Source organism: Streptomyces sp. GLSS-08, assembly GCF_056387915.1.
On sequence record NZ_JBWJAQ010000002.1, the window covers coordinates 232,298 to 247,392 of the forward strand.

The window sequence follows — 15,095 nt, forward strand, 5'->3', positions numbered from 1 at the left end:
TGCGCCCGGCTCGCGAAGGGACGGAGGATGTCTCCCGTTTGCGGTGACTGGATCGGCTGCAGTCGCAACTACTGCGGCTACTACCAGCCTAGAGATAGTACGCATGACTGGAACCGAATGTTCCTGTCGAGGGACGCACAACTCGATTCGCCGCGCTCACAAGCCGGGTGGCGAGGGCGGTACGTGAGGTCGCCACCGGCAGGGTGGGTCGACTCACCCCACACTCCCATGTGCCGCTCTGACCTGCGAATTCAGGGATTCTCAGGGGCAGTCGGTGATATTCCGTTCGCAAAGCCCGCGGTGGGGCGAACACGGGGTCACTGACGGCCCGAGGTGAACAGAAGTACCCATGCCGAAGCGGAATTCCCACACTCGGGACGAGGGCATGCGAAAGGCGCACCTTCCCCCGGTCGGCGGTTGAAGTCGCCGGGTGTGCCGACGCCGCTGAATCGGAGGGGCAGATGCGCCCATGCTTGCCGACCGAGGAGGTGAGCCCCAAGTCGGTTGCCTGGCAGGGGAGTTGAGAGACACAAACATTGGCTCATGGTGTCGCGTGGTCAAAGACCTCCAACGCCTGCGGGCCCATTCGGCCGCAGAGCGCGGCCGGCCGTCAGGCTTCAGGGACGCCGCCAGTCGTCGCTCTCGAGGTGCGAGCCGGCCTGGGGGCCCATGCGTACCATCCCGCCGTCCGCGACCCAGGACGCACCGGTGACGTACGAGGCGTCGGGACCGGCGAGGAAGGCGATCACCGCGGCCACCTCGCGCGCGTCTCCGGGGCGGCCCAGGGGGATGCCGGGGCGGCGCTCGGTGTGCACGTCGGTGTCCTCCTGCCCGGTCATGGGTGTGGCGATCTCCCCGGGCGCCACGGCGTTCACGGTGATGCCGTACTCACCGAGTTCCAGTGCCATCACCTGGGTGAGCAGCCCGAGGCCGCCCTTGGCCGCGCAGTAGGGAGCGGCGCCGACCCGGGGCTGGTGCTCGTGCACGGAGGTGACGTTGACGATACGGCCGCCGTCACCCTGCCCGATCATGAGGCGGGCCGCGCGCTGACCGCACAGGAAGGGGCCCACCAGGTCGACGTCGAGGACACGGCGTACGTCCTGAAGCTTCAGGTCGAGGAAGGGCATGGCGGTGCCGGTGCCCGCGTTGTTCACCAGTACGTCGAGGCGGCCGAGCCGGGCGGCCAGCTCGTCGATCGTGTCGGCGGCCTCGGGCAGCCGGGTGAGGTCGAGATGTGCCACTTCCGCGCGTCGGCCGTGGTGGCGCACCTCGGCGGCCGTCCGCTCGGCGCCTTCCTCGTCGCTGTGCCAGGTGATGCCGACGTCCATGCCCGCCTCGGCCAGTCGGACGGCGGTGGCCCGGCCGATACCCGAATCGGCGCCGGTGACGATCGCCGTCCTGGCGGGGGAAGGGGTGGGCGCACTCATTGCTGCCTCCTCGAAGCCGTGAGCGACATGCTGCGGTGTCTGTTGCGAGCCGCCGCCCCGGCCGTACGCGCTGCTACGGAACGGGGTGTCGCAGTACCCGGGGGAGTGGTGGTGAAACGGGGCCCTTCGGGTGCCGGGCGCTGCCGCCCGGGTACCGGCAACTGCTCGTCCCCGTACGCGAGAAAGAGGTGGGGCACGGAGCCGTCGGGCTCCGTGCCCCACCTCTTCGGGGGTGTTCCGCGGTCAGCGCCGTGTGCCCCGCCGGGACGCTGCGAGGTCCAGGGGGCTAGAGAGCGGCCAGGTGCCTGTGGTCGGCGGTGTACGCGTCCACCGTGTCGTAGACGGCGGGCGTGGCGCGGGAGTGGTCGAACGTGCGGGCCCCGAGCAGCCGGTTCCGCGCGGACACGAGGGCGGAGTCGATGTCGCGCGTGCCGGTGGCGACGCACAGGGTGTAGGTGACATCGTCGAGCCGCCGGCGCGCCTCCTCGTTGCCGTCCTCGGCGTGGAATTCGCTGAGGGCTTCGTACTGGGAGATGAGGTCGGCCAGAACGGCGGGGTGGGCCATCAGCATGGCGTTCTCCTTCGCAACGGCGCCTGGACAGGCGGTTCCGCGGTGGGGGCACAGCCCGTTTACCCCGGCCGCTCCTCCTCACGCCTCACTTTTCACCCCTACGGCACGGGGGCACCGCCGGCCCCGCAAGGTCTCACCTCCTCGTCGGGGGTGAGCCGCCCGATGCCTGGGCGACGTCGATGGGCAGGCCTACGACGGCATGCGAACTCCGCGGGGCCCCGGGCCGGTTCCGCCGTCCTCGGTGCCCGGTGTCGCCGTCATCGGCCGGCTTCGCGGGCCTGGTCGCGTGCGGCCGTCGTCCGTGTCTCCCGGGAGGGTCGTGCCTGGTGGCTCCCTCACCATCCGTCCCGCACGTCCTGCGGATCGTCGGCGTCGACACCGTGATCGCCCACTGCGCCTCCCTTCAGCCGCCCCTGCGGACCGGACCGGACCGGGGCGCGGCAGGCGGCCTCGTCGACGGGCTCAGTCGAGGATGCCGAGCCGGTGCCCGGGTTCGCAGTGGGTGCAGGCACGCAGGCCCGAGGCGAGCAGCTGACGCGCCTCCTCGCGGCTGACGGGACGGCGCCGCTTGCCGGCGGCGTAACAGTCACCGGCGTGGAGCTCCACGGGGAGCCGTCCGTCGCCGATGCCCAGCTCGACGATCCAGTCCGGGGCCGGGGGGCGGTTCCGGCGTCCCTGCTCCTGCTCGGCCTCCTTTCGGCGGACAGCCGCGATCTTGCGGTCGATGCGCTCCAGCCACATGGCGTGCCAGACCCGCAGGGTCAGCAGGCGCCCCAGGTCGGGCGGCAGGTCATCGAACATACATCCGATTGTGACGCGTGGCGGCCCGGTTTGGCCAACCGCCGTCTGACCGGCGTGGCTGTTCTCCGCCGTGGCCGAGCGTCCTGTCGATCACCTTCTCCCGCATCGGCGTCTCCAGTTCCGCGTCCGACATCGGGTGCAGGGTGTCCAGGAGGCGGCGCAGTCCCGGCTCGTCCAGGATCCGGCTGGTGACCTCGACCTCCGTGTTGCGGCGGCGGGTGAGGGTGAGGGTGATGCTGCGGTTGCCGGGCCGACCTCGGCACGGGCTGCTCGCATGCCGGGCGGCGTAGCGGTGACGTAGAGCAGTTCCGGATGCTCCCGGTACCTCGCGACCTCCGCCGTGTGCAGGTGTCGGCGCGACTGTGCCGGGCCGAGAAGGCCTCCGTGGGCCACCCCGGCCGCCAGGAGGGCGACCGCCCCACCCGTATCCACCGGATCGGTACGAAGAGCGCCGCGACCACCGCGTACGGCGCTCCCGTCAGCGCGATCCGGGTACCGGCACTGCCCAGGCCGACGTCCTCACCAGCCGACCCGAGGGAACAGCCGCAGGGCGCGAGCCCGCGCGCGTCTTCGCCCCGTGCGCGCGATGCCGAGGTCGTCCGGGAGCGCTCCCGGACGCGCTCCTGTTTCTGGCCGGAATTTGTCTCGCTCCGAGTCGTACGCGAGGCGCCGCAAAAGATCAACCGGCGGACCTGTGGGAATTCCGATCAAGAAAAGATGCCGGGTTGAACGCCAGATCGGCCAGGGCGCCCTCGGTCGGCAGAAGATCTATTCCGCGTGTTCAGCCATGCGGTATCCCGCTGATTCGAGCATGTCCTGATCAGGGCTTATCGCCTCTGTTTTCTTCTGCTTCAGTAGAACGCGTTGTGTCCCGTACTCATGGAGGAGGCCACATGGCCGAAGTCAGGAAGGTCGTCCGACCCGCGGTCACCGCGTCGTCGCGGCCCTGCGCGTTCGTCTCGCCGGACAAGGGCAACGCGCCGACCATCACGCCCGTCCGCAAGCAGGTGGAGGCCGACACCGCCCCTGCCGAGCAGCGGAAAGAGCCCACCTCTGCCTAGGCGCCGAGGCTGATCCGGGCTCCGTCCGGTTGGCCGGGCCCCGGGCCGTCGCGCGGACCGAACCCGAGTACAGGGTCGGTCCGCGTCCCGAGGGCCGCCGCCCGAAATCCCCTTCGCCGAGGCCGTGCCACGCGCCCGCCGTGCTCCACGGCCGGGCCGCGGAACACGGCCGCGCCACGCACCGTACCGAAAGCCGTGAGACGCAGGGAGAAGTTTTCAGCATGCAGAATTCGGTGTATCAGTCCTCGCGTTATGTCCGCACTCTGCGTGCCGCGGGTGACCGGGATTTCACGTCGTTCGGAGGGCGCCTCAATTCCTATGAGGATGACGCGCGGACCATGGCCTTCCATTCGCTGTACGGAAATGCGCGGCTCATCGACAAGGACGTGGTCGAACTCCTGCGGGATGCCTCCCAGGGCCTCAGCGTGGACCGGCTGCGGGAGCGGATCGACGACGCTTCGCTGCGGGACCTGGTGGAGGCGCGGTTCCTCGTCGAGGCGGGGCACGACGAGGCCGAGGAGATCGACGGCCTGCTGGCGAGCCGCCAGGACGTGCTGGGCACCGGGGTGTTCCACTCCTCCATCCAGCTCGTGCTCACCAACGCCTGCAACTTCTCCTGCCAAGGCTGCTTCGCGTACAACTTCGACGGCGGTGTGGAGGAGCGCAACACCTCCGGCGAGTCCGTGAAGCCCGGCCCCGTGCTCGTGGAGCTGCGCCGCTCCCGCGAGGACGGTTCGGGTCCGGCCCGCCAGGACTCGGGGCCCACGCTGGCGAGCGGCGACTGGAACCACGGCTCGGACACCGGCCGCAACCCGTCGATGCACATGTCGCGCGAGGTGGCCGAGAAGACGATCAAAGAGGCCATCGCGCTGCGCAAGGCCAACGGCGGCGGCCATCTGACCGTGTCCTTCTTCGGCGGCGAGCCCACACTGGCCCGGGGGACGATCCTGCACGTGCTGCGCACCTTCGGCGACAGCCACGACGGGGTCACCCTGTCCTACGACCTGACGAGCAACGGCTCCCGCATCGACGACGAGCTGCTGGCCGCACTCGCCGAGCACCGGGTCGACACCACGGTCTCCATCGACTACCTGGTGCCGGAGACCGGCGAGTTCCGGGGCGGACAGCAGCAGCGCACCCCGTGGCCGGTGGTCCGCAAGGCGATCCTCGACATGAAGGCCGCGGGCGTCCCGGTCAACATCACCACCGTCCTCTCCCAGTACACCTGGGAGAAGTGGGGCAACCCGTTGATCGACTTCGTCGCCGAGGCGGGTCTGGGCACCCTGGACGTCATCGTCTCCTTCCAGGCCAGGGAGTTCTTCCAGCAGCACAGCCCGCACGACGTGGCACAGCGGCTGCTGGCCGCGGTCGACTACGGGCGCGAGCGCGGGGTGCAGCTCAGCGGCTACTGGTACCAGACCTTCCAGATGATCATCGACGAGGCCAAATGGGCTGAGCAGGCCGACTACAAGACGTGTCCGGCGGTCGGCCGGCAGCTCTCCATCGAACCCAACGGCAGCGTCTTCGCCTGCAAGGCCACCGCCCGCGTGCTGGGCACCATCGACGACTGGCGGGGCATCTTCGCCTCCCCCGCCTACCAGGACTACGGCATGCGCGCCTACACCAACGGACCTGGCTGCCAGGGCTGCGAGCTGCAGGGGACCTGCTCGGGCGGTTCGGCGGGCGGACTGGAGGAGGAGAACGGCTCGATCCAGGTGATGTCACCCGGCTACTGCGCCTACATGCGCGAGGTGGTGCAGGGCCTCCTGGAGCGGCACCACGCGCAGAGCCTCGCCGCGCTGTCGTAAGCGGACCCCGGAGATGTCCCCGGCGGCCCGCCCACGGCGGGCCGCCGGTCCACGGGTCCCCCGCAGCCGGCTGAGGAAGAGGTGACAGGCTAATGGCAACGATCGGTATGCACTTCGGCCACGACGCGGGTGCCGCCCTGACCGACGCGGACGGCTACCTGGTCATCGAGGCGGAACGCCGGCTGCGGCTGCGCCACGTGTGCGGGGGCAACGGCGACTTCCCACAGGCAGCGGCCGGTTGGCTGGCGGAGCTGCGGGAGCGCGCCGCGAGCCCGGTGACCCGGGTCGCGGTGGCCGACTGGTACACCCCCGTGTGCCAGGTCCTGCCGCCGGCGCTCGTCGAGCTGGTCAACGAGGACGCGCGCTGGACGGCCACGGGCGGGATCGGACTCGCCGACGCGGTGACCCGGGTGATCAAGCCGGTGGACTGGCCGCTCGCCGACGGGCTCGGCGACATCTCGCTCGTCGCCGTACGCCACCACTACGCACACGCCGCGCTCGCGTACTACACCTCCGGTGCCCGCAAGGCCCTCGTGCTGGCCCTCGACGGGACCGGCAACTACGCCGAATGCGGCATGGTCTGCCTGGGCGACGGCGACCAGCTCACCCCGGTGATGTCGTTCACCAACCGCGGCGGCCCGCGCTTCGGCCTGGTCTACGAGGCGCTGGCCCGGCGGGTGCACGGCAGCCAGTTCGACACCGGCAAGCTGCTCGGCCTCGCCGCGACCGGCGAGAGCGACGCCTCCCTGTTGCCGGTGCTGCGCGCCATGCTGGTCCCGCAGTCCGCCCGGCGCGCCGCGCCCGACCTGTACGAGCAGCTGGACGAGGGCCGGCTGACCGGGTCGGCGCTGCGCTACGCCGACACCTGGTGGGAGTACGACCCGGGCAGCGGCGGCTATCTGGACGTGGGCCTCGCCGACTCCTCGGACGACGACGTCGTGCACTCCTTCGGTTCCGTGTTCCCGGATGAGATCCGCACCCCGGGCGGCCGTACGACCGTGGTGGGGACCTCGCCCGACGAGCGGGTATGCAGGGATCTCGCCGCCACCCTGCAGTCCGCCGTGGAGCGGGACCTCACCCGGCTGGCGACCGGGATCAGTCGGCGCTTCCCGAGTTACTCCACGCTCTGCTACGCGGGCGGTTGCGCACTCAACATCACCGCGAACAGCCGCCTCGCCGAATCCGGGCAGTTCACCCGGGTGTCCGTCCCGACCTGCTGCGACGACTCGGGCATCGCGCTGGGCGCGGCCCTGGCCGTGGCGGAGCCGTCCGACCGTCCGGCCCTGGCGGGCCGCTCGGGGTGGGCGCGGCTCGCGTACGCCGGGCCTCCGTTGGAGGGTCTGGACGAGCCACCGCCGCAGGAGCAGTCGCCGGCCCCCGGGTCCGAGGCCGCGTCCGAGGACGGAGCGAGCGCGGACCCGGTCAGCGGCCTGGCCGCGCGGCTGGGCGCCCGAGGGCTGTCCACGCGTGGACTCGCCGACGACGGCGAACTGGTGCGGGCGGTCGCGGACCTGCTGGCCGAGCGTCGCTGCCTGGCCTGGCTGGACGGCGGCATGGAGACGGGGCCGAGGGCGCTCGGACACCGCTCGCTGCTGGTGTCGGCGCACTGGAACGGCGCCCGCCGGCACGTGTCCCAGACCATCAAGGGACGCGAATGGTTCCGGCCGGTCGCGCCGATCTGCCCGGAGGAGGTCGCGGACCGCTACTTCACCGGCCCCCTGGACCACACCGAGAGCATGCTGTTCGCGGTGCGGGTGCGGCCCGAGGAGTCCCACCGGCTCGCCGAGGCGCGGCACATCGACGGCACGGCCCGCCTGCAGACCGTACGGCCGGACACCCACCCGCTGCTGCACCGGCTGTGCCACGCGGTCGGCGACCGCACCGGACTGCCCGTCCTCATCAACACCAGTGCCAACGGCGGCGGCATGCCCATCCTCAACCACCTCGACCAGGCCCTGGAGCTGCTGGCGGAGACGGAACTGGACGCCGTGGTGCTGCCCGGCCGCCGCCTGATCGTCGAGTGATCCGTGCCCGGGCGGTTGTCCCACCCGCTCCGGCGGGCGGCAATCGGCCGAAAACGGCGGTGCCGGTCCGGGCCCGCCCACCCGATCCTGTACAGGCGTCGTCCCCTGGAGAGTGCACGTGCCCGCAACCCAACTGCGCGACATCCGCAAGACGCAGCCGCTGCGTGTCCTGTCACCCGCCGACTGGGCCCAGTGGACCGAGCAAGGCTATGTGATCGTCCGTCAGGCGGTGGCGCCCGAAACGGTCGCCGCGCTCGCGGACGGGCTGCGGTCCTTCCTCGAAATGCGCCCCGACGACCCCTCGACCTGGACGTCGCCGCACACCGGCAACGACCGGCTGCCCGGCCACAGCGGACTGGTCGAGATGTACAACCACCAGGCCCAGTGGGACGTGCGCCAGACACCGCGCGTGTACGAGGCGTTCACCGACATCTGGGACCTGGACGAGCTGTGGGTGACCATCGACTTCGCCAACGTCAACCCGCCCAACCGGGGCGAGCGGGCCTTCGGCGGGTTCGTCCACTGGGATGTGGACACCTCCGCCGACCCGCTGCCGGTGAGCTGCCAGGCAGTGCTCTCGCTCACCGCGGGCGACGAGGACATCGGCGGCTTCCAGTGCGTGCCGGAGATCTTCGCCGAGTGGGAGAAGTGGGTGAGCCGTCAGCCCGCCGACCGGGACCCGTTCACACCGGACATCACCGGCTACTCGATCACCACCCCCGAGGTGGCGCCCGGCGACCTGATCATCTTCAACAGCCTGCTGCCGCACGGCGTGCACCCGAACGTCTCCGAGCAGCGGGTGCGCATGGCGCAGTACCTGACCATGGCGCCCGCCTGGGAGGACGACACCGAACTGCGCGAGGCCCGGGTGCGGTTCTGGCGAGACCGCGTCCCGCCGCACCCGTCGGAGGGCGGGATACGCAAGGAGGAGGCGCAGCTGTACGGGCCGGCGCGGCTGACGGAGCTGGGCGAGCGGCTGCTGGGACTGCGCGGGTGGCACGAAGGGAGCGTCGTTGGCTAGCACTGCGTCACCGGGGGCACGCGCCGCCGGACGGACGGACCTGGGCCGTCCGTTCCGCTGGCTGCTGGCCTCGGCAGCGGCCTCCAACGCCGGCGACGGCATCACGCGGACGCTGCTGCCGCTGCTGGTCGTCGCGCACCACCCCGATCCGGCGGCGGTCGCCGGCCTGACCGCCGTGAACATGTTGCCGTGGCTGCTCTTCGCGCTCCCTGCGGGCGTCCTGGTGGACCGGGCGGACCGGCGACGCATCGTGCTCGGCAGCAACGCGGTCCGGGCCGCGGCGCTGGCCGGAGCGGCGTTCGTGCTCGCGCAGGACCGGCCGCTCGGCCTGCTGTACGCGCTTGCGTTCGTGCTGGGCATCGCCGAGACACTGGCCGACACCGCCGCCCCCGCTATGCTGCCCCGTCTCGTGGACGAGCGGCAGCTGGAGCGGGCCAACGGGCGTCTGTCGGCGGCGCAGATCGTTCTCAACGAGACGGCCGGACCGCCCGTGGCGGGTCTCCTCGCGGGGCTTACCGCCGCGGCGGCGCTGGCCGCGGGCGGGGCGCTGTACGCGCTGGCCGCGCTGCTCCTGCTGGGCCTCGCCCCGCTCGCCCGGACCGAGCGCACACCGCAACCGGACGGGGCACGCTCCGCAGAGGCGCGCGGAGGAGGGCGCGGCGGTGTGCTCCGGGACATCCGGGAGGGCGTCGGCTTCGTCCTGCGCCACCGCACCCTGCGGCTCACGCTGGCCGCGAGCACCCTGTACGGACTGGTCTTCTCGGCGACCTTCTCGATGCTGGTCCTGCTCAGCGACCGCACTCTGGGGCTGAGCGGCACCGGGTACGGACTGCTGCTGGCCGCCGGGTCGCTGGGCGCCGTCGTGGGCAGCTGGCTGGCGCCCCGGGCCGCCGGCCGGCTGCCCACCGTACGGCTGGCCTTCTGGTCCCTCATGGCGTCCGGGGCCGCGTACGTCCTGCTGGGCACGGCGCCCGACCCCGTGCTCGCCGGGCTGGCGCTGGCCGCGAACGGCGTCTTCATGATGGGCTGGAACATCCCGGTGATGTCACTGCGCCAGCGGCTGACACCGGAGAACCTCCAGGGCCGGGTGATGAGCGTGTCCCGGCTGTGCGCCTGGGGCACCATGCCGCTCGGCGCGCTCCTCGGCGGGCTGCTCGCCGAAATCCTCTCCGTTCCGGCCGTGTTCGTCGTCTGCGGCACCGTCCTGGCCGCGGGTGCCCTGCTGCTGCTCACCCTCCTGCGAGGCTCCCCGGCCGCGGCGCCCGGGGAGCCTCCGCGTCCCGATCCGCACACAGACCTTCTCGACAAGGGGTGACCATTGGACACGCAGCTCTACGACACGGTGATCGTCGGGGGCGGCCCGGCCGGCCTGAACGGCGCACTGTACCTGGGCCGTTCACGCCGCCGGGTGCTGCTGATCGACTCCGGCGACGCGCGCAACATGGCGGCCGGGGTGATGCACAACGTGCTCACCAACGACGGCGTGGGCATCGCCGACTTCCGGGCCCGCTCCCGCGCCGAACTCGCCGAGTACGACGTGTCGTTCCGCGACGACGAGGTGGTGTCCGCCGCCGGCGAGGGCGACCACGTGGTGGTCGCCACCAAGGAGTCGGGCACCTTCCGCGCCCGCACCCTGCTGTACGCGGCGGGCGTGCGCTCCCTCCTGCCGCCGGTGCCCGGGATCGCGGACCTGTGGGGCAAGAAGGTGTTCGAGTGCCCGTACTGCCACGGCTGGGAGGTCCGCGAGCGGACCATCGCCGTGTACGGCGGTGCGGAGCCCAGCGAGTGCCTGGCGTCGATCCTCACGGCATGGTCCGACGACATCACCTACCTCTCCGACCGGCGGGAGTTGCCCGTGGACGAGCGGGACCGGCTCACCGCGGCCGGGGTGCCGGTCCGCGCCGACAAGGTGGCGGCGCTGAAGCCGCACCCGGAGGGCGTACAGGTGGAGTTCGAGAACGGGGACGGCGCGAGCTACGGCGCGCTGTTCCTGCATCTCGACATGGAGCCCCGGGTGGAGCCCCTGCGCCCCTGGGTCGACGCCCCGGACCTGGAAGCGGTGCAGACCGACGACCGGGGCCGCACCAGCGTCCCCCGCCTGTACGTGGCCGGCGACCTGGGACGCACCATGCACCAGGCGGCGATGGCCGCGGCGAGCGGCGGACTGGCGGCCATGGCCATCAACACCGACCTGATCCGCGAGGACCGGCCCGGCTCCCTGCCCGCGCCGCCGCCTCCCACCCCGGCGCCCTGACAGCAGCCCGCCCTCCACCGCGCACACCGACGGGAGCACACCGCAGCGATGACGTCACCCCGCGCCGCGTACACGCCGCACATGGAGCACTACACCTTCGTCCTGGAGGACCAGCCCTACCTGGGGTACTTCCAGTACGGCGGTGAGAAGACGCCCGTCCACAGCACCGACCGGCACGGCTTCCGGATCACGCCCGGTCCCGGCGGGCAGCGGGCCACGGTCGGCGACGACCGGCCCGAGGGACCCGCGCGGGTGCTGGCGGGCAGTTCCGCCGTGTTCGGAGTGGGGGCCACCGGGGACGCCGCCACCATCGGCGCGCGTCTGTGGAACGCGTACGCGCCCCGGCTGCCATGGCTGAACTTCGCCGGCCAGAGCCACAACTCGGTCCAGGAACTGCTGCTGTTCACCCTGTTCCAGCACGAACTGCCGCCCGTCGAGGACATCGTGCTGCTGTCGGGGGTGAACAACCTGGTGCTGAGCCGGTTGCCCGAGGAGAAGCAGGGCCGCCACGGCGCGTTCTTCGACTGCGGTCCCGCCCCGGACGTCGTGCCCCCGCCGGACCGCAGGGTCGCGCACGCGACGGACCTGACGCTGCGCCACCTCCGCGGCTGGAAGGTGCTCGCGGACGGGCTCGGGGCACGGCTGACGTTCGTCCTGCAGCCGCTCGCGCCGTGGGTGCGCGAGGAGCCCCTGCCGCGCGAGAAGTTGCTCTTCGAGGAACTGGACGAGGTGTCCAACTTCCGCCGGTTCCACAACGACATCTCCACCATGGAGGTCGGCCGCTCCTACGCCGAGCGGCTCGCCGCCGGATGCGCCGCGCTGGACGTGCCGTTCCTGGACATGAACGTGGCGCTGGGCGAGGCCGCAGCGCCGGAGGACTGGCTTTTCATCGACCGGGTGCACTGCACGGACCTGGGCTACGACCTGGTGGCCCGGCAGCTGGCGGACCGTCTGGACCTGGCGTGAGGGGGCCCGGCGGCGGCGGGGAACACGGGGCCGGCCGAACCCCGGCGGCCCGCCGCCTCGCGTCCTGGCTGCGCGCCCGGAGCCGCATCGAGCGGTCCACCGACGCACCGGACCCGGCCGAGTCCCCGGCGGACCGGACAGCCGAACGGCCCCCGACGCCGTCGCGGTTGCGCCCGCAGCCGGAAGACGACGCGTCCGTCTACCCGTTGTTCTGACGTGAGGACGCGGACCGGCGGGGGGCGGATCGACAGCGCGGGCCGGATCGACACTGGGGGCCGGGACGGTCCGGTACTGGGAATCTCCGCCTACTACCACGACAGCGCGGCGGCCCTGGTGTCCGGCGGCGTTCCGGTGGCCGCCGCCCAGGAGGAGCGGTTCAGCAGGCGCCGCCACGACGCGGGCTTCCCGGCCCAGGCCGTCGCCTACTGCCTGCGGGAGGCGGGTCTGCGGCTGGACGAGCTGGCGGCCGTGGCGTTCTACGAGGACCCGGCGCTGAAGTTCCGCCGGGTGATGGCCACGTGGCTCGCGACGGCGCCGCACGGCTTCCCCGTCTTCCGCCGCGCCTTCCCGCAGTGGGCCGGCTGGAAGCGGCACGCCCTGGACGACGTGCGCGCGCGGCTGCGCGCGCCGGCCGGCGGACGGCCGCTGCCGCCGGTGGTGGCGCACCGGCACCACGCCTCGCACGCCGCGTCCGCGTTCCTGCCCAGCCCGTACCCGTCGGCGGCGGTGCTGTGCGTCGACGGCGTCGGCGAGTGGGCGACGACGACGCTGTGGCACGGCCGGGGCACCGAGCTCGTCCCGCTCGCCGAACTGCGCTTCCCGCACTCGCTGGGCATGCTGTACTCGGCGTTCACCCACTTCTGCGGCTTCAAGGTCGACTCGGGCGAGTACAAGCTGATGGGTCTCGCCCCGTACGGCACCCCGCGCTGGGCACCCGTCATCCGGGAGCGGCTGATCGACGTCAAGGCGGACGGCTCGTTCCGCCTCGACCTGCGCCACTTCGCCTTCCAGTACGGCAGCACCATGACCGGCCGGGCCTTCGAGGAGCTGTTCGGCGGGCCGCGACGCACCCCCGAAGGACCGCTCACGGAGCGGGAGTTCGACCTCGCCGCCTCGGTCCAGGCGGTGACCGAGGAGGTCGTACTGCGGCTGGCCCGCACGGTGCTGGAGCGCACGGGCGAGCGACGGCTGTGCCTGGCCGGCGGTGTGGCGCTCAACTGCGTGGCCAACGGACGGCTCGTGGACGAGGGCGTCTGCGACGAGCTGTGGGTGCAGCCGGCCGCCGGGGACGCCGGCGGCGCGCTGGGTGCGGCTCTGGCGGAGTCGCACCGCCGGGGCGCGCCGCGCACCCATGTGCGGCGCGGCACGGACGCGATGGCGGGCGCACTGCTCGGGCCCGCGTACGGCGCTGAAGAGGTCGCGGAGTTCCTGGACCGGGGCGGCTGTCCCGCCGTACGCCTCCCGGAGCCCGAACTGGTCGAGCGGGTGGCCGCCGAGTTGGCGGCAGGAAAGGTGGTGGGCTGGTTCCAGGGGCGCATGGAGTTCGGTCCGCGCGCGCTGGGCAACAGGTCGATCCTGGCCGATCCGCGCGATCCCGGTACGCAGTCCACGCTCAACTTGAAGACCAAGTTCCGGGAGTCCTTCCGGCCCTTCGCCCCGGCAGTGCTCGCCGAGGACGCCAAGGACTGGTTCGACCTCGCCGGGGAGAGCCCGTACATGCTGCTGACCGCCCGGGTCGCGGCGGCACGACGCAAGGCGTGCGGACCGGAGGCGGAGGGACTGGCCGGTCTGGACCTGCTGCGGGTGCCGCGCTCGACGATCCCGGCGGTGACGCACGTGGACGGGTCGGCCCGCGTGCAGACCGTCACCGCCGAGCGCAACGCTCGCTTCCACGCGCTGCTGACCGCGTTCCGGGACCGGACGGGCTGCCCGGTGCTGGTGAACACCTCCTTCAACGTGCGCGGCGAACCGATCGTCCGCGACCCCGGGGAGGCGTACGCCTGCTTCATGCGCACCCGGATCGACTTGCTGGTGCTGGGCGACTTCCTGCTGGACAAGCGGGACCAGCCCGCGTGGCAGGAGGAGGGGGACTGGCGTGCCGCGATCCCGATGGACTGAGCGCCTGGGCGGACTGGGCCTGGCCGCGCTGTACTTCGGCGTGCTGACTCCGATCGGATGGTGCGTCCGCGCGGTGCGGGACCCACTGCGCCGGTCCTGGGACGCGGACCGCGCCGGCTACCTGGAGCCCCCGGACCGGAGCCGGGCCCGGCCGCGGGCCGGACGGCGGCGACCGGCGCCCGGGACGGCACACGGGTTCAGCGGCCGCCGGGCGTGACGGCGGAGGTCACCACCACGCCGCGGGTGCCGAGGACGTGGACGCGGGAGACGGCGTCGGTGAAGCCGCTCGCGGTGGCCCAGGCGTCGGCCTCCTCGGCGCTGCCCGGGAGCGGGACGTCCGCCGCGAGGAGCGCGGCGAAGCGTTCGGACGGGCGGAAGCGGGCGGCCAGCGGGAGCGTGAACCCCACCCGTCCGCCCGGGCGCAGCGCGCGTCGCCAGTCGGCCACCGCCCGGCCGCCCAGGAAGTGCAGCGAGGAGGCGCAGAGGACGACGTCGAGGGAGTGGTCGGCGACCGGCAGCGGCACGGCGTCCGCGAGCCGCCAGTCGATCGCCGCGCTCAGCACCGGGGACGCGGCCCGCGCCCGGCCCGCCTCGATCATGCCGGGCGACATGTCGACGGCGAGGACGGGCGGCGCGGCGGCGGGGCGCCCGCGCGCGAGTTGCAGGGCCACGGCGCCCGCTCCGCAGGCCACGTCGGCGACGGCGTCCAGCGGGCCGGGACCGACCAGGGCCAGCAGGGCCCGCGCGATCTCCTCGTGGTGCTCGTGGTCGTAGCTGGGGGCGAGATCGTCGAAGACCCCGGCCAGGGTCGTGCTCTGCGTCACCCGGCGATCCTACGCATCCGGGTCCGTTCCGTGCGACACCTGGCTGGACCCCCGCAACCAGGACCGGCCGGGGACATCGGGCCATGGCCCCGGGCCACGTCATCAGCCGCAGCATGGGCATGCTCGCCCGGAACCCCGGCGGATTCGCCCCGTACGCCGGCCGCGGTCGGCGCGGCCGAGGACACGGCGCCCCGGCCGCGCCGGCGGCCCGCTCACGCCG

At 72.6% G+C, this 15,095-nt stretch carries 12 protein-coding genes; 8 read left to right on the forward strand and 4 right to left on the reverse strand.

What is annotated here, in order from left to right:
• Window positions 1-617: 617 nt before the first annotated feature.
• From AC0ZLC_RS03735 to AC0ZLC_RS03745, 3 genes are all read right to left on the reverse strand, one after another.
• Window positions 618-1,427 (reverse strand): SDR family oxidoreductase, encoded by an 810-nt coding sequence (locus tag AC0ZLC_RS03735; protein WP_476750409.1) that lies wholly within the window; start codon window positions 1,425-1,427, stop codon window positions 618-620.
• A 286-nt stretch (window positions 1,428-1,713) separates the two neighbouring features.
• Window positions 1,714-1,998 carry a DUF5133 domain-containing protein gene (locus AC0ZLC_RS03740; RefSeq protein WP_476750410.1) on the reverse strand — a complete coding sequence of 95 codons (285 nt, stop codon included), beginning with the start codon at window positions 1,996-1,998 and terminating at the stop codon, window positions 1,714-1,716.
• A 462-nt stretch (window positions 1,999-2,460) separates the two neighbouring features.
• Entirely contained in the window at window positions 2,461-2,799 is a 339-nt protein-coding gene (locus AC0ZLC_RS03745; RefSeq protein ID WP_476750411.1) for a DUF6233 domain-containing protein, read from the reverse strand.
• Window positions 2,800-3,692: 893 nt separating this feature from the next.
• On the opposite strand from AC0ZLC_RS03745, the gene AC0ZLC_RS03750 reads away from it, so the two are divergent.
• From AC0ZLC_RS03750 to AC0ZLC_RS03785, 8 genes are all read left to right on the forward strand, one after another.
• On the forward strand, window positions 3,693-3,860 hold the full coding sequence (locus tag AC0ZLC_RS03750; RefSeq protein ID WP_476750412.1) for a hypothetical protein: 168 nt from the start codon (window positions 3,693-3,695) through the stop codon (window positions 3,858-3,860).
• A 338-nt stretch (window positions 3,861-4,198) separates the two neighbouring features.
• Window positions 4,199-5,668, forward strand: a complete 1,470-nt coding sequence (locus AC0ZLC_RS03755; protein ID WP_476750413.1) for a radical SAM protein — start codon at window positions 4,199-4,201, stop codon at window positions 5,666-5,668.
• A gap of 92 nt (window positions 5,669-5,760) precedes the next feature.
• Window positions 5,761-7,692, forward strand: a complete 1,932-nt coding sequence (locus AC0ZLC_RS03760; protein ID WP_476750414.1) for a carbamoyltransferase C-terminal domain-containing protein — start codon at window positions 5,761-5,763, stop codon at window positions 7,690-7,692.
• 118 nt (window positions 7,693-7,810) lie between these two features.
• On the forward strand, window positions 7,811-8,713 hold the full coding sequence (locus tag AC0ZLC_RS03765) for a phytanoyl-CoA dioxygenase family protein (protein ID WP_476750415.1): 903 nt from the start codon (window positions 7,811-7,813) through the stop codon (window positions 8,711-8,713).
• Window positions 8,706-10,028 carry an MFS transporter gene (locus AC0ZLC_RS03770; RefSeq protein WP_476750416.1) on the forward strand — a complete coding sequence of 441 codons (1,323 nt, stop codon included), beginning with the start codon at window positions 8,706-8,708 and terminating at the stop codon, window positions 10,026-10,028. Before AC0ZLC_RS03765 ends, AC0ZLC_RS03770 begins: the two co-directional genes overlap by 8 nt.
• Window positions 10,029-10,031: 3 nt before the next feature.
• The gene (locus AC0ZLC_RS03775) at window positions 10,032-10,967 is read left to right on the forward strand and encodes an NAD(P)/FAD-dependent oxidoreductase (protein WP_476750417.1); all 936 of its coding nucleotides are present in this window, start codon (window positions 10,032-10,034) and stop codon (window positions 10,965-10,967) included.
• Between the two features lie 48 nt (window positions 10,968-11,015).
• Window positions 11,016-11,933 (forward strand): SGNH/GDSL hydrolase family protein, encoded by a 918-nt coding sequence (locus AC0ZLC_RS03780; protein WP_476750418.1) that lies wholly within the window; start codon window positions 11,016-11,018, stop codon window positions 11,931-11,933.
• A 261-nt stretch (window positions 11,934-12,194) separates the two neighbouring features.
• Window positions 12,195-14,051 (forward strand): carbamoyltransferase family protein, encoded by a 1,857-nt coding sequence (locus AC0ZLC_RS03785; RefSeq protein ID WP_476750733.1) that lies wholly within the window; start codon window positions 12,195-12,197, stop codon window positions 14,049-14,051.
• A gap of 197 nt (window positions 14,052-14,248) precedes the next feature.
• Here AC0ZLC_RS03785 and AC0ZLC_RS03790 read toward each other — a convergent pair whose 3' ends face one another.
• Complete coding sequence (locus AC0ZLC_RS03790; RefSeq protein WP_476750419.1) at window positions 14,249-14,875, reverse strand: class I SAM-dependent methyltransferase; 627 nt, start codon at window positions 14,873-14,875, stop codon at window positions 14,249-14,251.
• Window positions 14,876-15,095: the final 220 nt, after the last annotated feature.

Bases quoted from the DNA above. Each gene is read 5' to 3' on its own strand.
- AC0ZLC_RS03735 (WP_476750409.1), bottom strand. From the start codon at position 1,427: ATGAGTGCGCCCACCCCTTCCCCCGCCAGGACGGCGATCGTCACCGGC.
- AC0ZLC_RS03740 (WP_476750410.1), bottom strand. From the start codon at position 1,998: ATGCTGATGGCCCACCCCGCCGTTCTGGCCGACCTCATCTCCCAGTAC.
- AC0ZLC_RS03745 (WP_476750411.1), bottom strand. From the start codon at position 2,799: ATGTTCGATGACCTGCCGCCCGACCTGGGGCGCCTGCTGACCCTGCGG.
- AC0ZLC_RS03750 (WP_476750412.1), top strand. From the start codon at position 3,693: ATGGCCGAAGTCAGGAAGGTCGTCCGACCCGCGGTCACCGCGTCGTCG.
- AC0ZLC_RS03755 (WP_476750413.1), top strand. From the start codon at position 4,199: ATGGCCTTCCATTCGCTGTACGGAAATGCGCGGCTCATCGACAAGGAC.
- AC0ZLC_RS03760 (WP_476750414.1), top strand. From the start codon at position 5,761: ATGGCAACGATCGGTATGCACTTCGGCCACGACGCGGGTGCCGCCCTG.
- AC0ZLC_RS03780 (WP_476750418.1), top strand. From the start codon at position 11,016: ATGACGTCACCCCGCGCCGCGTACACGCCGCACATGGAGCACTACACC.